Origin of the sequence: Micromonospora sp. CA-248212 (assembly GCF_050948405.1) — a bacterium.
In the GTDB taxonomy this organism is placed as follows: domain Bacteria; phylum Actinomycetota; class Actinomycetes; order Mycobacteriales; family Micromonosporaceae; genus Micromonospora.
The window spans coordinates 6092218-6111087 of record NZ_CP192023.1; the positions used below are offsets into that span (position 1 = coordinate 6092218).

Below are 18870 nucleotides of genomic sequence, written 5' to 3' on the forward strand. Positions count from 1 at the left end.
GTACAAAACCGGACACGGGCGCCGAACGGGGAGTTACTTGGCCTTCTTGGCCTGAACCTTGGCGTACTTCTGCTGGAACTTCGCGACCCGGCCGGCGGTGTCGAGAACGCGCTGCTTACCGGTGTAGAACGGGTGGCAGGCGCTGCAGGTCTCGACGTGGATCGCGCCGCCCTTGGCGGTGCTACGGGTCGTGAACGTGTTACCGCAGGAGCAGCTGACCTCGGTGGTCGTGTACTCCGGGTGGATGTTTGCCTTCATCTCGCCTCGGTCCTCTCGTTGGTGGTCGCCGGGTCGCCGTCATCACTCGTCGCGCCGTACGCGACGGGCTCGGGCGTGAACCGGAACCGGTGTGGCCGATTGACCAGTGTGCCATGGGCCTGGGCCGACCCGGTAAGCGGGCCGCACACCTCGTCCGGCATCGTCAACACGGGCCTACCTGTCCGCATTCCCGCCGTCCGGGCAGGCATTCGTCCGGGGCCGTCGTGCCCCACCCGGGGTACGCGACGGCGGACGGGCCGGTCATGCCGAAGGGGGTACGGCCGCGGCCGTACCCCCTTCGTCGTCGGTCACCGGTGCGGGATCACTCCCCCGGCGTCGACTTCGCGATCTGCATCAGGAACTCGATGTTGGTGCGGGACTGCTTGAGGCGGTCCAGCAGCAGGTCCATCGCCGCCTGCGAGTCCAGCGAGTGCAGCACCTTGCGGAGCTTGTGGATGATGGCCAGCTCCTCGGGCGCGAGCAGGACCTCTTCCTTACGGGTGCCGGACGGGTTGATATCGATGGCCGGGAAGGTCCGCTTGTCGGCGATCTTCCGGTCCAGCTTCAGCTCCGCGTTACCGGTGCCCTTGAACTCCTCGAAGATGACCGTGTCCGCCATCGAACCGGTCTCCACCAGCGCCGTGGCGATGATGGTCAGGGAGCCGCCGTTCTCGATGTTGCGGGCCGCGCCGAGGAAACGCTTCGGCGGGTAGAGCGCGGTGGAGTCGATACCACCCGACATGATCCGGCCGCTGGCCGGCGCCGCCAGGTTGTACGACCGACCGAGCCGGGTCACCGAGTCGAGCAGCACGACGACGTCGTGCCCCAGCTCGACCAGACGCTTGGCCCGCTCGATGGCCAGCTCCGCCACCGTGGTGTGGTCCTGCGGCGGACGGTCGAACGTGGCCGCGATGACCTCGCCCTTGATCGACCGCTGCATGTCGGTGACCTCTTCGGGCCGCTCGTCGACCAGCACCACCATGAGGTGGCACTCCGGGTTGTTGCGGGTGATCGCGTTGGCGATCGCCTGCAGCACCATCGTCTTACCCGCCTTGGGCGGAGACTGGATGAGCGCCCGCTGGCCCTTGCCGATCGGCATGACCAGGTCGATGACCCGGGTGGTCAGGATGTGCGGCTCGGTCTCCAGCCGCAGGCGCTCCTGCGGGTAGAGCGGCGTGAGCTTGTAGAACTCGGGCCGACGCCGCGCCTCCTCCGGCTCCATCCCGTTGATCGTGTCCAGCCGCATCAGCGGGTTGTACTTGTCCCGCCGCTGGTCGCCGCTGTTGCCGCCCTCGCGGGCCGCCCGCACGGCGCCGGTGATCGCGTCACCGCGACGCAGGCCGTACTTCTTGATCTGGGACATCGAGACGTACACGTCGTTCGGGCCGGCCAGGTAGCCGGTCGTCCGTACGAAGGCGTAGTTGTCGAGCACGTCGATGATGCCGGCCACGGGGACGAGCACCTCGTCCTCGCCGACCTGCGGCTCACGGCCGCCGCCGGTGTCCCCGCCGGTCTCCCCGCGCTCGCCGCGACCACGCCGACGGTCCCGGAAGCGGCTGCGCCGGCCACGCCGACCGCCGCCCTCGCCGTCCTCGTCGTCGCTGTCGCGCTCGACGCGCTGACCACGGTCGTTACGGTCGGCGCGCTCCGAACGGTCGTTGCGGTCGCCCCGATCGTTGCGGTCGTTGCGCTCGCCCCGCTCGGCACGGTCGCTGCGGTCGTTGCGCTCGGCACGCTCACCCCGCTCGGAGCGCTCGCCCCGATCGTTGCGCTCGGCCCGCTCAGCACGCTCGCCCCGCTCAGCACGGTCGCCCCGCTCAGCACGCTCGCCCCGATCGTTACGGTCGCTCCGCTCGGCACGCTCGCCCCGGTCGTTGCGCTCGGTACGGTCGGCACGGTCGTTGCGCTCGGCACGCTCGCCCCGGTCGGAGCGGTCGTTGCGCTCGACCCGGTCACGGCGGTTCTCGCCACGCTCGGAACGCTCGCCGCTCTCGACCTCGTCGGTGCGCGCCTCGGCGCCACGCGGCTCGGAGGTGCCGACCTCGGAGGTACGGGCCTCCGCGGCAGCGGTCCGGCTGCGCCGCGAACGACTGCGGCTCTCGGTCTCGGTGGCCGGCTCGGCCGGCGCCTGGTCGGTGCTGCGACCCTCGGCCGTCGGGCGGTCCACGGTCTCCCGCACCTCCTCACGCGCCGGAGCGGCCGCCGCGGCGACCTCGGCCCGCGGTCGAGGGGTTCCGGCGGCGTTGCCGCCCTGCCGCTCGGAGATCGCGGCGATCAGCTCACCCTTGCGCATGCGAGCAGTGCCGGAGATGCCGAGCGACGCGGCCAGGCTCTGCAGCTCTGGCAGCAGCATCGCCGACAGACCGGTACCGCTGCGCCGACGACGGGCGGGAGCGGCAGCGGTGGCATCGCCAGCGACGTTGGAAACATCCGACGTCACGTCGGTGGTGTCGCTCAATGGATTCCTTCCCTCGATAAGGCCGGGACTGCCCGGAGTCGGAGCTCAGGTGGCCGGGCGGCCTCGGTTCACCCGCCTCGCAAGGACGCGTCGCGGGAGTCTGTGACACAGCAGCCGGTGGTTTCCCGACCCACCAAACGTCGGTGGGTAGGTCTCGCCGTCTGCGGCGACCTGTGGAAACTGCGGTGCGGCGTGGGCCTTGGCAGGGGTGACGGGCTGACCGCCGAGAGCTTCGGGGGTGCGCCGCCCCGCAGGAGATCGCGTGCTTCGCGGCTGTGCTAGGTCTAGAGCGTAATCAACTCTTCCGACCTGCGGCAACAGGGTCCCGCTCGGCGTGTCCAAGTCTACCCCGGGCGACCCGGGCGCCGCTGACGTCTATCGGTAACTTCCAAATCTGCCAGTCTGTTCCCGCGTCGAAGCCCGCTGGCGGCTCGCCGAACGCCAGCACGCTCGGCCCGGCGCCGGAGACCACAGCCGCCACACCCGCCTCTCGCAGCGCGCTGACCAGCGACGACGTGCCCGGCATCCCGGCCGCGCGGTAATCCTGGTGCAGCCGGTCGACGGTGGCCGGCATCAGCAGCGCCGGATCCGTGGTGAGCGCGTGCACCAGCAACGCCGCCCGTCCCGCGGTCAACGCGGCGTCGGCGTGGGGCACGGTGGCCGGCAGGGCCGCCCGCGCGGTCGCGGTCAGGCCGCGCTCGGAGGGCACGAAGACAGTAGGTCGTACGGCGTCGGCGACCGGCAGGGACACCGCACGAGCGCCGGCCGTCTCGGTCCAGGCCAGCGTGAAGCCGCCGAGCAGGCACGGCGCGACATTGTCCGGATGGCCCTCGATCTCGGCGGCCAGCCGGAGGAGAGCCGGCTCGTCCAGCCGCTCCACGCCGTCGGCGACCAGGGCACGGGCCAGCAGCACCCCGGCCACGATGGCAGCCGACGACGAGCCGAGGCCGCGCGCCTGCGGTATCCGGTTGACGCACTCCACGCTCAGGCCCGTGGGCTGCGCGCCGAGGACGTCGAAGGTGGCACGCATGGCCCGCACCACCAGGTGCTGATCGTCGGCCGGCAGCTCACCGGCACCCTGACCGGTCACCGTCACCTGGACCCCGCCGGACGACACCTCGGCGGCCAGGTCGTCGTAGAGCCCGAGGGCGAGCCCCAGCGCGTCGAAGCCCGGACCGAGGTTGGCACTCGTCGCGGGAACCCGGACCCGGACCGGCCCGGCGGTGAAGTTCGTCGGCACGCGCTCATGCTAGGGCCCGACACCGACGATCCGGCCGCTCGCCCGCACCGTGGGACCGGCCGGGTGTCAGCCGGCGGCGTCGGAGACGGGCTCGGCGGCCGGGTCGGTCAACGAGAGACGCCGGGTGGCGATCCGCCAGCCGACCGCGTACACGACGGTGACCAGCCCGCAGCCGGCCAGCACCACCCGCTCGTCCACCACGTCCACGACCAGGGCCACCGCCAGTTGACTCACCGAGATGGCCAGTGTCGCGAGCATCATGTCGGTGGCGAACACGCGTCCGCGCAGCCGGTCCGGCACCTCACCCTGAAGGGCGAAGTTCGACATCACCCAGTTGCTGCCGCCGGCGAAGTGCGCCACGAACACCAACAGCAGCACCAGCGGGAACCAGCGGACGACAGAAGCGCCCACATAGGACAGCCCGTAGAGCGACATGGACAGCGCGAGGCCGGGCAGCAGCCAGGACCGGTTGGTCAACACCCGACGCATCAGGATGGGCCCGACCAACGCACCCGCGCCGCGTACCGCGAAGAGCAGACCCGCGCCCAGCGAACCAACCCCGTACACGCTGGCGAGCAGCGGAAACACGGTCAGCACCCCGTTGCCCAGGCCGACCGCCGACTTGACCGTCACCAGCGCCAGCACCCGAGGTCGGTGCCCGATGTAGCCGAGCGCCTCGCGGACCGCCGACCAGGTCCGCTGCGCCGGCAACAACGGGTCGCGGGCCACCTGCAACGGCCGGCGGATCCGCGTGGCGAGGCCCGCGGCCAGCGCCAGACCCGCCGCCGCCACCCAGAAGCAGGCGTACGGGCCGGCGGCCGAGCTGAGCACTCCACCCAGTGAGGCGCCCACCACCGTCATGGTGCCCCAGGCCGAGCCGGCCACGGCGTTGCCGGCGGCCAGCTCGTGCGGCTCCAGAACGTTGGGCAGCGCCGCCTGCGCGGCGGGCGAGTAGAACGCCTTGGCGACCGCGACGGCCCCGATCGCCACCAGCGCCAACCAGGCCGTGCCACGGTCACGGACACCGAGCAGCAGCAACACACCGGCCAGCGCGGCCACGTTCGCGACAATCATGATCTTGCGCCGGTCGAACCGGTCGGCGATGGTGCCGGTGTACGGCAGCAGCAGCGCCACGATGCCGGTGTCCACCGCCAGCACCAGGGCGCCCCAGACGCCGCTTCCCGTCAGGTGGGGCAGCAGCACCAGCAGCGGCACCATGACGAACCAGTCGGCCCCGAAGACCACCAGCTCGGCGAGGAAGAGATTGCGGAAGCTCCGATTGCCGGTAAGGACCGAAAGGGTGGACGCCACGGACCGGCACCCTACCCGGTGGGCGTCGGGGCCACACCCGCTCCCAGCAGCGACGAGACGGTGACGAAGGTGTATCCGCGCTCCCGGAGTCCGCGAATCATGTCGGGGAGGCCGCGCAGCGCGACCAGCCGCCGCCGCTGACCGACGTCGTGCCCGAGCAGGATCGTCCCGGGCCGGACGCCGTCCACGATCCGGCGGGCATGACCGGCCGGATCGTCGGGAAACTCCCGCTCCACCATCTGCAACGACCAGAGCACCAGCCGGTAGTTCAACCGGGCGGCCGCGTGCAGCACCGCACCGCCCAGGTGACCGTACGGCGGACGGACCAGGCGGGGGGCCCGGCCCGTCACGTCGGTGATCACGTCGTGGGTGCGACTCAGGTCGTCGTACGCCTCTGCGGCGTCCAACTGGGCGAGGTCCCGGTGCGCCCAGCTGTGATTGCCCACCTCGTGCTCGCCGAGCCGGTCGCGTACGAGGTCGGGGTGCTTACGGACCTGGCTGCCGACCAGGAAGAACGTGGCGGGCACCCGGTGCTGGGCGAGGGTGTCCAGCACCATGGGCGTCCACTGTGGCGCCGGGCCGTCGTCGAAGGTGAGCGCGACCAGCCGCTGGGTGGTCGACCCCGACCAGACGACCGGCAGGACGCCGGCGCCGACGTCCTGCGCCCCGTTGCCGACGGTGGCGCTGGCCGGGCCGCCGGCAAGAGGCAGCCGCCGGTGGGTCAACCAGACGTCCGTGACGCCCGCCCCGGCGGCCGCTCCGGTCACCACCAGGGCGCTTCGGCGCAGCAGGTCGCGCCGGGACCACCCGCGCGCGCCCTCGGTCATCCGCCTGCCCCACTCGTCACCGCCGACATCTACCAGGAGTATGCAAGAAGTGACGCAAGGCTGCGGTCAGGTCGTTCGATCGATGTGGGCACAAAGAGCAGCGCCCCCGACAGGAGATCCTGCCGGGGGCGCTGCCCGCGATGTCGGTCGGCTACTCGGTCGGCTCCGACGGGGGTAGCGGCGACCGGCGGCTGCGGGGCAACCGCAGCACCTCGAACTGGTCCGTGCCGTCCACCAGCGCACCGGACGGCGCGGGGCGCGTCGCCGACGGCTGCGCGCTCTCGGCCGACGCGGCCGGGGCGCCCGTCGGCACCGCCACCTGGTTCGGACCGTCCGGCTCGACGTTCTCCGACCCGCTCGGCACGGCGTCGCCGGAGCGCCGCCGATGACGCCGCTCCCGCAGCGACTCCTTGGTGTGCTCCACCATCGAGTAGAGCGTCGGCACCAGGACCAGCGTCAGCAGCGTCGAGCTGAGCAGGCCACCGATCACCACGACCGCCAGCGGCTGCGAGATGAACCCACCCTCACCGGTCAACCCGAAGGCCATCGGTAGCAGCGCGAAGATCGTCGCGACCGCGGTCATCAGGATCGGTCGCAGCCGACGCCGGCCACCCTCGACCACCGCCTCCTGGACTCCCATGCCCCGCGCCCGGTACTGGTTGATCAGGTCGAGCAGCACGATCGCGTTGGTCACCACGATGCCGACCAGCATCAGCACACCGATCAACGCCGGCACGCCGAGCGGCGTACCGGTGATCAGCAGCAGACCGATCGCGCCGGTGGACGCGAACGGGATGGAGATCAGCAGGATCAACGCCTGGGTGAGGCTGCGGAACGTGGCCACCATGATCAGGAACACGATCGCGATGGCGACGAGCACCGCCAGGCCCAGGTCGCCGAACGCGTCCGACTGGTCGGCGCTGACTCCACCGATGGTGAGGGTCGCTCCCGGGACGTCGATGCCGTCGAGCCGCTTCTGCAGCTCCTTCGTGGTCGCGCCCAGGTTGGACCCGGTCGCCGCGCCGGTCACCGAGACACTGCGCTCACCGTCGATCCGGGTCACCTGCTGCGGCCCCTCGGCCTGCGTGACGTCCGCGATGTCGTCGAGCTTCACCGGCCCGACCGGAAGGGCGCGCAGCTCCTCCACCGAGACCGGAGCGGTCGCGCTCAACCGCAGCACCACGTCCTGCTGACGCCCGTCGAGCGCCACCTGACCCAGCGGAGCGCCACGGAACGCCTGCGACACGAGCTGACCCACGGCGGCCTCGGTGAGGCCGACCCGACCGGCAGCGACCCGGTCGACGGTCACGTCCACCCGCGGCACCCGCGCGGCGAGGCTCGTGGTGACGTCCTCGACGTCCGGGACGTCGTCCATCGCCGTACGGGCCGCCTCGGCGGCGCGGGTCAGCACCTCCGGGTCGCTGGCCTGGACGATCACCTCGAGCTGACTGGTCGACGCGTCCTGGCCACCGCCGAAGCTGACCTCGCCCACGCTGGTGCCGAGCTTGTCGAACTCCCGGCGCAGCTCCTCGCGTACCTGCTTGGCGTCCTTGTCGCCGCCGAGCGCCAATGACCAGCTCGCGACGTTGTTACCGCCGCCACCCGCCCACGGCGTGTCGCCGCCGCCGGCCGTCACCTGGTACGTCTCGACTCCGTCGATCCGGCCGAGGACCGCCTCGACCTGCTTGGCCGCCGCGTCGGTGGCGGCCAGACCGCTGCCCGCCGGCAGCTCCTGCCGGAAGCTGAGCGTGTCCTGGCCGGAGTCGTCCAGGAAGTTCGTCTCCAGCTTCTGCGCCAGCCCGAAGGTGGCGAAGAGCACCAGCAGGCCGAGCCCGACGGTGATCCAGCGGGTCGACCGCTTACGGGTGGCGAAGCCGATCACCGGCAGGTACGCCCGCTGCAACGGGTTGTGCAGCTCCTTCTCCTCCGCGTCACGACGCACCGCCTCGTCGTCGACGGTGCCGCCACGCGGCTTGAGGAACCAGTACGCCAGCACCGGGATCACCGTCAGCGAGACCAGCAGCGAGGCGAGCAGGGCCACCGTCACGGTGATCGCGAACGGCGCGAAGAGCTGCCCCACGAACCCGCCGACCAGCGCGATCGGGGCGAACACCGCGACCGTGGTGAGGGTGGACGCGGTCACCGCGCCGGCCACCTCACGGACGCCGGTGATGATCGCGTGCTGCTTCTCCTCGCCGTACTCCAGATGCCGTTTGATGTTTTCCAGCACGACAATCGAGTCATCCACCACCCGGCCCACCGCGATGGTCAGCGCGCCGAGGGTGAGCAGGTTGAGCGAGTAGTCGCCGATCCAGAGGGCGATCAGCGCCACCAGCACGGAGAGCGGGATGGAGACCGCGGTGACCACGGTCGAGCGCACCGACAGCAGGAAGACCAGGATGACGATGACCGCCATCAGCAGGCCCAGCAAGCCCTCGGTGGTCAACGACTCGATCGACTTCTCCACGAACGGCGCCTGGTCGAACACCACCGTCAGGTCCGCGCCGGAGGCGTCCTTCAGGTCGGCCAGCCGGTCGCGGATCTCGTGGGAGATCGCCACCGCGTTGCCGTCCGGCGAAGCGGTGACGGCGATACCGAGGCTGTCCTTGCCGTTGGTCCGGGTGATCGCGGTGGCCGGGGCGAGCTGCTGCTCGACCGTCGCCACGTCACCGAGGCGCACCGGCGCTGCGCCGGGCGCGACGACGATGCCGCGCAGGTCGTCCACGGTGGCGACCGGCGTTCCGACCTGCACGGGCAGGGCCAGACCCCCCGAGGTCACCGCGCCGGCTGGGATGGAGACGCCGTTGGTCTTCAGGGCGGTGCCGATCGCGGTCGGCGCGAGCTTCGCCGCGGCCAGCTTGGCCGGGTCCGGGGTGACCACCACGACGTCGTCGCGGGTGCCGGTCACCTCGACCGTACGAACGCCCTCGATGCCCTCCAGCTCCGGCACCACCGTCGCGCGCAGCTTCTCGGCGAGCGCCCGCTCGTCCGCGCCGCCGGCCGCGGCCAGCACCACCGCCGGCAGGTCGTCGGTGCTGCCCGCGATGACCTGCGGGTCGACGCTGTCCGGCAACTGGGCGTCGATCCGGCTCAGCGCGGTCTGCATCTTGTTGACCACGTCGTCCAGGTCGGTGCCGAACTCGTACTCGACCTGGACGGTGGCCGAACCCTCGCGGGACGTGGAGGTGACCTTGTCCAGCCCCGGAATGCCCTGCAGGGCGTTCTCGATCGGCTCGGTCACCTGCGACTCGACGATCTCGGGTCCGGCGCCGGGGTAGGCGGCCACGATGAACGCGGCCGGGAACTCGAGCGACGGCAGCAGTTGCTGCTTCAGCGACGGCACGGCGAACGCTCCGAACGCCGTGGTCACCACCGCGATGAGGGCGACCAGCCCTCGGTTGGCGAGGCTGAATCTGGCGAGCAGCGACATCGGCCTGGCTCACTCCTGAAAGAGAATGCGGGCGGGGATACCTGAAAGTGTGCCGGACTCGATCACCGGAACCCCCGCCGCCCCCGGCGGCGGCCCACCGCCAGCCGCGCCAGCGCTCTCAGGCGAGGTCGAGGGCCCGGGCCGCGGCCAACGGATCGTTGCCGATGGTCAGCGGGGCGGGCGCGGTGGAGATCGCCCACTCCGGGTCCTTCAGGCCGTGACCGGTCACCGTGCAGACCACCGTCGAACCGGCCGGCACCGCGCCCGCCGCGGCCTGCTGGAGCAGGCCGGCCACGCTGGCCGCGCTGCCCAACTCGACGAACACGCCCACCTCACGGGCGAGCAGCCGGTACGCCGACAGGATCTCCCGGTCGGTCACCGCCGCGATGAGGCCGCCGGAGGCTTCCCGGGCGTCGAGCGCCTTCGTCCAGCTCGCCGGGTTGCCGATCCGGATCGCGGTGGCGATGGTGGACGGCTCCGGCACCACCTGGCCGGTCACGATCGGCGCCGCTCCGGACGCCTGGAAGCCGTACATCTTGGGCGCGCGGGTGGTGACGCCGGCGGCCTGCTCCTCCGAGTACCCCATCCAGTACGCGGAGATGTTTCCGGCGTTGCCGACCGGCAGGCAGTGGATGTCCGGAGCGTCGCCGAGCGCCTCCACGATCTCGAACGCGGCCGTCTTCTGCCCGTGCAGGCGGTCGATGTTGACCGAGTTGACCAGGGCGACCGGGTGATCCTGGGCGAGCTTGGCGGCGAGCGCCAGGCAGTCGTCGAAGTTGCCGCTGACCTGGAGCAGCTTCGCCCCGTGCACCAGCGCCTGGGCCAGCTTGCCCAACGCGATCTTGCCCTGCGGCACCAGCACCGCGCAGGTCAGCCCGGCCCGCGCCGCGTACGCCGCGGCGGAGGCGCTGGTGTTGCCGGTGGAGGCGCAGATGATCGCCTTGTTGCCGGCCTCGACCGCCTTCGACACCGCGAGGGTCATCCCCCGGTCCTTGAAGGAGCCGGTCGGGTTGGCCCCCTCCACCTTCAGGTAGACGTCACAGCCCAGCCGGGCCGAGAGCACGGGCGCCGGCAGCAGCGGGGTGTTCCCCTCGTGCAACGTGACGACCGGCGTGGCCGTGGTGACGGGCAGCCGATCCCGGTACGCCTCGATCAGACCCCGCCACATGTCAATCTCCTCGCTTTACCGCAGCTCCGACCCGAGCACCAGGTCACCCTGGACCACCCTGCCGGAGCCATCGATGGCACACCCCGGGTTACCCACCTGGCGGGACGCCCGAGCCGCCCTGATGGTCCAACGACTCAGGCGCCGCCCTCGACCCGCAGCACGCTCGTCACCGACCGGACGATGTCCAGACCGCGCAGCTCGTCGACGGTCGCGGCGAGCGCGGCGTCCGGCGCCACGTGGGTGACGATGACCAGCTCGGCGTCGCCGTCGCGGCCGGGAGCGCCACCGGCCGAGCCCTGGCGCACGGTCGCGATCGACACGTCGTGCCGGGCGAACACGCTCGCCACGGCGGCCAGCACACCCGAGCGGTCGGCCACGTCGAGGCTGACGTGGTAGCGGGTCAGCGCCTCGCCCATCGGCCGCACCGACAGGTCGGCGTACGCGCTCTCGCTGGCCGCGCGGACCCCGGCGAGCCGGTTGCGGGACACCGCCACCACGTCGCCGAGCACGGCGCTGGCGGTCGGCGCGCCGCCCGCGCCCCGGCCGTAGAACATGAGCTGACCGGCCGCGTCCGCCTCGACGAAGACCGCGTTGAACGCATCGCCGACGCTGGCCAGCGGGTGGCTACGCGGGATCATCGCCGGGTGCACCCGGACGCTGACCGTCTCCTGACCGGCCGCGTCGACGCCCCGGGCCGCGATGCAGAGCAGCTTGATCGTGCAGCCCATCGCCTGGGCGCTGGCCATGTCCGCGGCGGTCACCTCGGTGATGCCCTCGCGGTGCACGTCGGCCGCGCCGACCCGGGTGTGGAACGCCAACGAGGCGAGGATCGCGGCCTTGGCCGCGGCGTCGAAGCCCTCCACGTCGGCGGTGGGGTCGGCCTCGGCGTACCCCAGCTCGGTGGCCTCTTCCAGGGCCTCGGCGAAGCCGGCGCCGGTGGCGTCCATCGCGGACAGGATGAAGTTGGTGGTGCCGTTGACGATGCCGGTGACCCGGTTGATCCGGTCGCCGTGCAGCGACTCGCGCAGCGGGCGCAGCAGCGGGATGGCGCCGGCGACGGACGCCTCGTAGTAGAGGTCCCCGCCACCCTCGGCGGCTGCCTCGTGCAGGGCCACGCCGTCCTCGGCGAGCAGCGCCTTGTTGGCGGTGACCACGCTCTTGCCGGCGCGCAGCGCCTCGACCAGCCAACTCCGGGCCGGCTCGATCCCGCCGACCACCTCGATGACCACGTCCACGTCGTCGCGTTTGATCAGGCCGAGCGCGTCGGTGGTGAACAGGCTCTCGTCGATCGGCAGGTCACCACGGTCGCGGCCGAGCCGACGGACGGCGACGCCGGCGATCTCCAGTGGAGCGCCGATGCGGGCGGCCAGGTCGGCCGACTGCTCGTGCAGCAGCCGGACCACCTCCTGGCCGACCGTGCCGCAGCCGAGCAGAGCCAAGCGCACAGGTGACGTCATCCCACATCCAATGCCAGCAGGTCCTCTTCGGTCTCCCGCCGGACGATCAGGCGCGCCTGGCCGTCACGTACCGCGACGACCGGCGGCCGGGGCACATGGTTGTAGTTGCTGGCCATGCTCCGGCAGTACGCGCCGGTGCCGGGTACCGCGACAAGATCTCCGGGCTGCACGTCGGCGGGCAGGAATTCATCCTTCACCACGATGTCCCCGGACTCACAGTGCTTTCCCACCACGCGGGCGAGCAACGGCGCCGCGTCCGAGGCGCGCGAGGCCAGCGTCGCGGAGTAGGACGCGTCGTAGAGGGCGGTACGGATGTTGTCGCTCATCCCGCCGTCCACGCTGACGTACGTCCGGATGCCGTCGAGGTCCTTGACCGTGCCGACCTCGTAGAGCGTGAACACGGCCGGCCCGACGATGGCCCGGCCCGGCTCGATCGACAGGTGGGGAACGGCCAGGTTCTCCGCCGCGCACTCCGAGTCGACGATCTTGCGCAGCCGCTTGGCCAGGTCCTGCGGGGTCGCCGGGTCGTCCTGGGTGGTGTACGCGATGCCGAAGCCGCCGCCCAGGTCCAACTCGGGAAGCTCCACCCCCCGGGCGTCGCGGATCTGCGCCTGCAGGGCGAGCACCCGACGGGCCGACACCTCGAAGCCGCTGGCGTCGAAGATCTGCGACCCGATGTGCGAGTGCAGCCCACGCAGCTCCAGTACGTCCTCGTCGAGGATCTTGAACGCGGCGTTGGCCGCCGCTCCCCCGGCCAGGGAGAAGCCGAACTTCTGGTCCTCGTGGGCGGTCGCGATGAACTCGTGGGTGTGCGCCTCGACGCCCACGGTGACCCGGACCAGCACCCGGGGGCGGACGCCGCGCTCGCGGGCCAGCGCGGTCAGCCGGTCGATCTCGGTGAACGAGTCGACGATGATGCGGCCCACCCCGGCGTCCAGCGCCCGACCCAGCTCGGCGACCGACTTGTTGTTGCCGTGGAAGCCGATCCGCTCCGGCGGCATCCCGGCCGAGAGCGCGGTGGCCAGCTCGCCGCCGGTGCAGACGTCCAGGTGCAGGCCCTCCTCGGCGATCATCCGGACCACCGCCCGGCAGAGGAACGCCTTGCCCGCGTAGTAGACGTCCTCGGTCGGGAAGGCCGCCCGGAAGTCGCGGCAGCGTGAGCGCAGGTCGGCCTCGTCGAGGACGTACACCGGGGTGCCGAACTCGGTCGCGATGTCGCGGACGCTCAGGCCCGCGACGGCGACCGCGCCGTCCGCGCCGCGCGTCACGCTGCGCGGCCACAGCGCCGGCACGAGGGCGTTGACGTCGGCCGGGGTACGCAGCCAGGCCGGCCCCTGGTTGCTGATGTCCGCGTGCAGCGCACCAGCCTCGTGAGCCCGCATGTCACATCCTCTCGGGGGCGGAGACGCCGAGCAGGCGCAGACCGTTGGCGATCACCGTGCGGGTGGCGTTGTTGAGCCAGAGCCGGGCGCGGTGCAGGTCGGTGACCTCCTCGTCGCCCAACGGCAGCACCCGGCAGTTGTCGTAGAACCGGTGGTAGGAGGCGGCGACGCTCTCCTCCAGGTAGCGGGCCACCCGGTGCGGCTCGCGCAGCTCGGCGGCCGTGGCCACCACCGCCGGGAACTCGGCGAGCGCCTTGAGCAGCTCGTTCTCCTTCTCGTGCTCGAGCAGCTCGGGGCGGAACGCGTCGGCGTCGCCCGGAACCAGGCCCACCTCGGCGGCGTTGCGGGCCACGCCCGCCGTCCGCGCGGCCACGTACTGCACGTAGTAGACCGGGTTGTCGCGGGTCGCCCGCGTCCACAGCTCGATGTCGATGTCGATCGGTGAGTCGCTGGAGTAACGGGCCAACGCGTACCGGGAGGCGTCCACGCCGATCGCCTCGACCAGGTCCTCCAGGGTGATCACCGTGCCGGCCCGCTTGCTCATTCGCATCGGGGCGCCGTCGCGCAGCAGGTTGACCAGCTGCCCGATGAGGATCTCCAGGTTGCGCTCCGGGTCGTCGCCGAAGCAGGCGGACATCGCCTTCATCCGGCCGATGTAGCCGTGGTGGTCGGCGCCCAGCATGATCACGACCCGCTCGAAGCCGCGCTCCCGCTTGTCCAGGTAGTAGGCGCAGTCCGCGGCGAAGTACGTCCACTCGCCGTTGGACTTGCGCAGCACCCGGTCCTTGTCGTCACCGAAGTCGGTGGTCCGCAGCCAGGTCGCGCCCTCGGACTCGTACAGGTGGCCCTGCTCGCGCAGCCGCGCCAGCGCGAGGTCCAGCTCGCCCCGATCGTGCAGGTCCTTCTCATTGAAGTAGGTGTCGAACTCCACGCCGAAGTCCCGCAGCGACGAGCGGATCTCGTCGAACATCAACGCGACACCCTCGACGCGGAACACCTCCTGGGCGGCGGCGTCGTCCAGGCCGAGCACGTCGGGCCGGCGGGCCTGCACCTCGGTCGCGATCTCCGCGATGTACGCGCCGCCGTAGCCGTCCTCCGGCACGGCCTCGCCCTTCGCGGTGGCCAGCAGCGACCGGGCGAAGCGGTCGATCTGCGAACCGGCGTCGTTGAAGTAGTACTCCGTGCCGACCTCGGCGCCGGTGGCCCGCAGCAGCCGGCTCAGCGCGTCGCCGACGGCCGCCCAGCGGACGCCCCCGATGTGCACGGGACCGGTGGGGTTGGCCGACACGAACTCCAGGTTGATCTTCTCGCCCGCGAGGCGGTCGCTGCGGCCGTACTCCGCGCCGGCCTCGACGATCACCCGGGCGAGCTGGCCGGCGGCGGCGGCGTCCAGCCGGATATTGAGAAAGCCCGGCCCGGCGATCTCCACCGACTTGACCCCGGGCGCCCGACCCAGCTCGTCGGCGAGGGCGCTGGCCAGCTCACGCGGCGGGACGCCCACCTTCTTGCTCAACTGCAGAGCGAGCGTGGAGGCGTAGTCGCCGTGCTCGGGGTTGCGCGGTCGCTCCACCACCGTGCGCTCCGGCAGCGCGGCGTGATCCAGGCCACGGTCGGTGAAGACGGCGTGGGCGGCGGTGAGGACGACCGAGGCGAGTTCTGCAGGAGTCACCCAACCATGTTATCGGGGGTAGACTCGGGCACTCGGCGGCTACCCTGCGCGTCAACCGGCCCGCCATCTCCCCTGACCGACCGACTTGACGAGGCACGATGAGCATCAGCACCCCGGGTGGCCCAGAGCGCCGCCCGACCGTGGTCAGCACCGGCAAGAAGCCGGCCGCAGGCCGGCCGGCGCCTGGCGCCAAGGCCGGTACCGGCAAGCCGACGGGCTCCCCCCGGGCCGGTGGCAAGGGCCCGCGCAAGCCGGTCGCACCGGTCAAGGTGAGCCAGGGCCGGGCGTGGGGTCCGATCGCGCTCTTCGTCGCCGTGGGCGTCCTCGCGGCCGGCATCATCGGCTACGGCGCCTGGGCCGCGGTCCAGGGCTCCAAGCCGTGGGACAAGCGGGCCAACGCCATCGACGGCATCACCAACATCCGCAAGTCCGACCCGGAGAGCCTCAAGTACGAGGCGCACAAGGCCGGCCCGCTGACCTACAAGTACTCGCCGCCCGTGGGTGGCGTGCACAACGCGGCCTGGCAGAACTGCATGGGCGACGTGTACGACGCCCCGATCGCCAGCGAGCACGCCGTGCACAGCCTCGAGCACGGCGCGGTGTGGATCACGTACCGCCCGGACCTGCCCAAGGACCAGGTCGACAAGCTCGCCGGCAAGGTGCGTGGCGTCGAGAAGATGCTGATGAGCCCGTACGAGGGCCTGGACAAGCCGATCTCGCTCCAGGCGTGGGGCTACCAGCTCAAGGTCGACAACGCCGACGACAAGCGGATCGACGACTTCATCAAGGACCTGCGGGTGAACGCCTCGGTCGAGGGCCCCACGGCGCTCTGCAACCAGGGCGTCACCGCCACCGGCACCACCCCGCGTGAGCTCCAGCAGCAGCCGCCCACCCAGTAAGGACCTCGATGACAGCCCCCACCACCACCGACAGCGAGTACGACGAGACCCAGGCCGGCCCGGACGAGGGCGGCCGGGCGCCGGCACGGCGCTACGGGCTGCTCGCGCTTACCACCCTGCTGGTGGTGGGGCTGTTGCTCGGGTACGCCGGCGGTCTGCTCACCCCCCGGCTCACCCGCCCCGGTGACGCCTCGGTCGAGGCGGGTTTCGCCCGGGACATGACGACCCACCACACCCAGGCCGTGGAGATGAGCCTGATCGCGTACCGGTCGGCGACGCTGCCCGAGGTCCGGCAGATCGCCGTCGACATCGCCACCGGTCAGCAGGGTGAGATCGGCGCCATGCAGACCTGGCTGCGCGAGTGGGGGCTGAGCCCGACCGGCTCGCAGCCGCCGATGTCGTGGATGTCCGACGGCGCGGCCGTCAAGGACGGGCTGATGCCGGGCATGGCCACGCCGCAGCAGATGGCCGCCCTGCGCGACGCCAAGGGCATCGAGGTCGACCGGCAGTTCCTGACCCTCATGTACAACCACCACCTGGGCGGGATCCACATGATCGACGCGGCGCTCGCCGAGACCGACAACGCCGAGGTGGTACGGGTGGCCGAGACCATGAAGTCCACCCAGCAGTCCGAGCTGAACAACCTCCGGCAGCTCCAGGCGCAGGCCAAGGGCTGATCCACTCCGCACGGGCACACCGGGCCCGCGTCACCGCCGCACCTCGGCGGACGCGGGCCCGGCCCGTATCCGGCCGCTGCCCCGCGGCGGGACACGCCGCTGCCCGCCGCGCCGCTGCGCGGGCGCGGCGGGCAGCGGCGGGGGGCGGGGCACGGTCTCGGTGATCGACTCGGATTCCTGCAAATCGGGCTGTCGGCGCGGCCGGGACGCCCCGACTTCCACGAACCCGAGTCGACCATGACGTCCACGACGCGGGGGCGCGCATGATCCACCCGAGATCGGCGATGTGGCGGTGTCCAGGCGCGCGGATGCCGCCACATCGGCGACCTGGCGGCGGACCATGCCGGATCGCCACCCGAGCCACGCCGCCCGCCGGACCCGCCGGGCCACCCGGCGACCGTGGCGTCCCATAGATACCTATTCGTCACTTGTGGCCGTTTTGCCCTAGACAGGCGATTACATCGCTTAGAGAGTTTTCTCCACACATATCGTGACCAGTAGTGATTCGTGCTCGTTGCCCAAGACGTGGGGGTTGCACTCAGAGACGCACGGCGCTCGGTCACCAGTTGGTGCCGACGCCACACCATCGGCGGTGACGGGGCGGTGGCAGCCGTCCGTCGCGGACAGCGGCAGGGCGAGCCGGGAATGCTCAGCCGCGAGCAGGAACTCGAACTGATCGACACACTCCGGGGCGTCCACCCCGACGAGTTCGGCCTGGACGAGGAGCTGTGGACGCGGCAGAGCCTCACCACGCTCATCCAGCGCCGGTTCGACCTTCCGCTGGACGTGGGCGCGGTCGGGGCGTACCTGCGGGCCTGGGGGTTGGGTCCGCGCGAGCCGCGCGAGCGTGCCTGCGGGCTCTGCGTCAGCGCGGTCGAACGGTGGGTACGCAGCGAGTACCCGGCGATCACCCGGACGGCCCAGGAGCACCTCGCCGAGGTCTACTGGATCGGGCGGGTACGGCTGCGCGGCACGATGCCGGCCGCCGACGTGATCTCCGCCGTGTCGTCCCGGGGCCGGGTGCGCTTCATGATCACGACGCCGACGGTCGACCCGCCGCTCCCCCGCGACTTCGTACTGCGACTCAGTGGCGAGGAACAGCGCACCGTGCACCTGATCGTGGACGGGTCCTGGCCCCGCAACGAGTGGCCGCGCCGGCTGCCCCGGCGGATCGTCCTGCACCCGCTGCCCAGTTGCGGACGGGCGGTCGCGGCCTGAGTACCGGGTGGGCCGGTCGCCGACACGACCGGCCCACCCGATACCGATTCGGCGTACGCGGAGGAGGTTTGCTAGTCTTCTCCAGTCGCTGAGCCCCCGTAGCTCAGGGGATAGAGCACCGCCCTCCGGAGGCGGGGGCGCAGGTTCGAATCCTGCCGGGGGCACACTTGCTAAGAAACCTTTGACCAGCACAGTAAGACCCCTGACCAGGGAAAACCCGGTCAGGGGTCTTACTCGTGTGTCGGGCCGTCAGCGGCCCGTGGCGGGCGTCTGTGCCATATCCGTGCCAAAGTTCGGGCGCGTCAGTCGTGGCCAAACGCCCGTTCGACGCGCTGCCGGAGAGCAGCCTCACCGCCGTCTAGGCACTTGGCGTAGATCCTGAGATGCCGTCTGCGCAGCCGAGCGCCGGGCTGTCGAGACTGCCGAGCCGACGCCGTACGGCCGCGAGGTCATCGTGGTGCCCATCAAGCCGGGCTGCCGGTGACGGCGGTCAGCAATAACTCGGCCGGTGAGGTGAGCGCCTACCTGGCAGCGCCACCGGCTCGCCGGGTACGTTTCGCCCGTGGTCGGGCGGGCGTACGCCGACCCGGCTCGTATGAAACCCAATCCTGAACCGATCCTGCAAGCCGTGCGCGCCGTCAATGAGCCGGCGAGTCTGTGCGTTTTGGTCGGTGACTCGCTCTCCGATATCGAAGGAGCACGGGCGGCCGGAGTAAGGGCAATTGGCTACGCAAATCGGCCGACCAAAGTCGAGACATTCCTAGCCGCTGCGGCAGGCGCAGTAGTCACGAGCATGGGCGAGATAGCTAGTGTGCTGGTCGAGGGCATCAGCGGTTGAAATCGCGCCGCAAACTGGCGCGTATATGATGAGCAAAC

The 18870-nt window shown here is 71.3% G+C and carries 13 protein-coding genes, 1 tRNA gene and 1 pseudogene; 5 read left to right on the forward strand and 10 right to left on the reverse strand.

Annotated elements, in window-relative coordinates:
- Positions 1–33: 33 nt before the first annotated feature.
- The 10 genes from rpmE to argS form a co-directional block, all read right to left on the reverse strand.
- Complete coding sequence (gene rpmE, locus ACQP03_RS28610; RefSeq protein ID WP_088987870.1) at positions 34–258, reverse strand: 50S ribosomal protein L31; 225 nt, start codon at positions 256–258, stop codon at positions 34–36.
- Positions 259–580: 322 nt separating this feature from the next.
- Entirely contained in the window at positions 581–2716 is a 2136-nt protein-coding gene (gene rho / locus ACQP03_RS28615) for a transcription termination factor Rho (RefSeq protein WP_363661531.1), read from the reverse strand.
- A gap of 295 nt (positions 2717–3011) precedes the next feature.
- Positions 3012–3956, reverse strand: coding sequence for a homoserine kinase (thrB, locus tag ACQP03_RS28620; RefSeq protein WP_357174571.1), 945 nt, complete (start codon positions 3954–3956; stop codon positions 3012–3014).
- 66 nt (positions 3957–4022) lie between these two features.
- Positions 4023–5267, reverse strand: coding sequence for an MFS transporter (locus ACQP03_RS28625; RefSeq protein ID WP_357133934.1), 1245 nt, complete (start codon positions 5265–5267; stop codon positions 4023–4025).
- 11 nt (positions 5268–5278) lie between these two features.
- On the reverse strand, positions 5279–6094 hold the full coding sequence (locus tag ACQP03_RS28630; protein ID WP_357133931.1) for a polysaccharide deacetylase family protein: 816 nt from the start codon (positions 6092–6094) through the stop codon (positions 5279–5281).
- Positions 6095–6245: 151 nt separating this feature from the next.
- Positions 6246–9524: an efflux RND transporter permease subunit gene (locus tag ACQP03_RS28635; protein WP_433459113.1), complete on the reverse strand. Its 3279-nt coding sequence runs from the start codon at positions 9522–9524 to the stop codon at positions 6246–6248.
- A gap of 118 nt (positions 9525–9642) precedes the next feature.
- Positions 9643–10692: a threonine synthase gene (thrC, locus tag ACQP03_RS28640; RefSeq protein WP_357133925.1), complete on the reverse strand. Its 1050-nt coding sequence runs from the start codon at positions 10690–10692 to the stop codon at positions 9643–9645.
- A 134-nt stretch (positions 10693–10826) separates the two neighbouring features.
- Positions 10827–12137, reverse strand: a complete 1311-nt coding sequence (locus tag ACQP03_RS28645) for a homoserine dehydrogenase (RefSeq protein WP_357134032.1) — start codon at positions 12135–12137, stop codon at positions 10827–10829.
- 8 nt (positions 12138–12145) lie between these two features.
- Complete coding sequence (gene lysA / locus ACQP03_RS28650) at positions 12146–13531, reverse strand: diaminopimelate decarboxylase (protein WP_357174565.1); 1386 nt, start codon at positions 13529–13531, stop codon at positions 12146–12148.
- A 1-nt stretch (position 13532) separates the two neighbouring features.
- Positions 13533–15200, reverse strand: coding sequence for an arginine--tRNA ligase (argS, locus tag ACQP03_RS28655; RefSeq protein WP_357133919.1), 1668 nt, complete (start codon positions 15198–15200; stop codon positions 13533–13535).
- A gap of 98 nt (positions 15201–15298) precedes the next feature.
- Here argS and ACQP03_RS28660 point away from each other — a divergent pair, with 98 nt between their 5' ends.
- The 5 genes and pseudogenes from ACQP03_RS28660 to ACQP03_RS28680 form a co-directional block, all read left to right on the forward strand.
- Positions 15299–16099, forward strand: a complete 801-nt coding sequence (locus tag ACQP03_RS28660) for a DUF3105 domain-containing protein (protein WP_357174562.1) — start codon at positions 15299–15301, stop codon at positions 16097–16099.
- Positions 16100–16107: 8 nt separating this feature from the next.
- The gene (locus ACQP03_RS28665; protein ID WP_433459116.1) at positions 16108–16776 is read left to right on the forward strand and encodes a DUF305 domain-containing protein; all 669 of its coding nucleotides are present in this window, start codon (positions 16108–16110) and stop codon (positions 16774–16776) included.
- 525 nt (positions 16777–17301) lie between these two features.
- Positions 17302–17994: a winged helix-turn-helix domain-containing protein gene (locus ACQP03_RS28670; protein WP_355052838.1), complete on the forward strand. Its 693-nt coding sequence runs from the start codon at positions 17302–17304 to the stop codon at positions 17992–17994.
- A gap of 92 nt (positions 17995–18086) precedes the next feature.
- Positions 18087–18158, forward strand: a tRNA-Arg gene (locus tag ACQP03_RS28675).
- 218 nt (positions 18159–18376) lie between these two features.
- Positions 18377–18832, forward strand: a pseudogene (locus ACQP03_RS28680) (HAD family hydrolase); the annotation flags it as partial.
- Positions 18833–18870: the final 38 nt, after the last annotated feature.

What these genes read in the sequence shown, in the direction of transcription:
- rpmE (WP_088987870.1), bottom strand. Translation starts at nt 258, where the DNA reads ATGAAGGCAAACATCCACCCGGAGTACACGACCACCGAGGTCAGCTGC.
- ACQP03_RS28630 (WP_357133931.1), bottom strand. Translation starts at nt 6,094, where the DNA reads ATGACCGAGGGCGCGCGCGGGTGGTCCCGGCGCGACCTGCTGCGCCGA.
- ACQP03_RS28635 (WP_433459113.1), bottom strand. Translation starts at nt 9,524, where the DNA reads ATGTCGCTGCTCGCCAGATTCAGCCTCGCCAACCGAGGGCTGGTCGCC.
- thrC (WP_357133925.1), bottom strand. Translation starts at nt 10,692, where the DNA reads ATGTGGCGGGGTCTGATCGAGGCGTACCGGGATCGGCTGCCCGTCACC.
- lysA (WP_357174565.1), bottom strand. Translation starts at nt 13,531, where the DNA reads ATGCGGGCTCACGAGGCTGGTGCGCTGCACGCGGACATCAGCAACCAG.
- ACQP03_RS28660 (WP_357174562.1), top strand. Translation starts at nt 15,299, where the DNA reads ATGAGCATCAGCACCCCGGGTGGCCCAGAGCGCCGCCCGACCGTGGTC.
- ACQP03_RS28665 (WP_433459116.1), top strand. Translation starts at nt 16,108, where the DNA reads ATGACAGCCCCCACCACCACCGACAGCGAGTACGACGAGACCCAGGCC.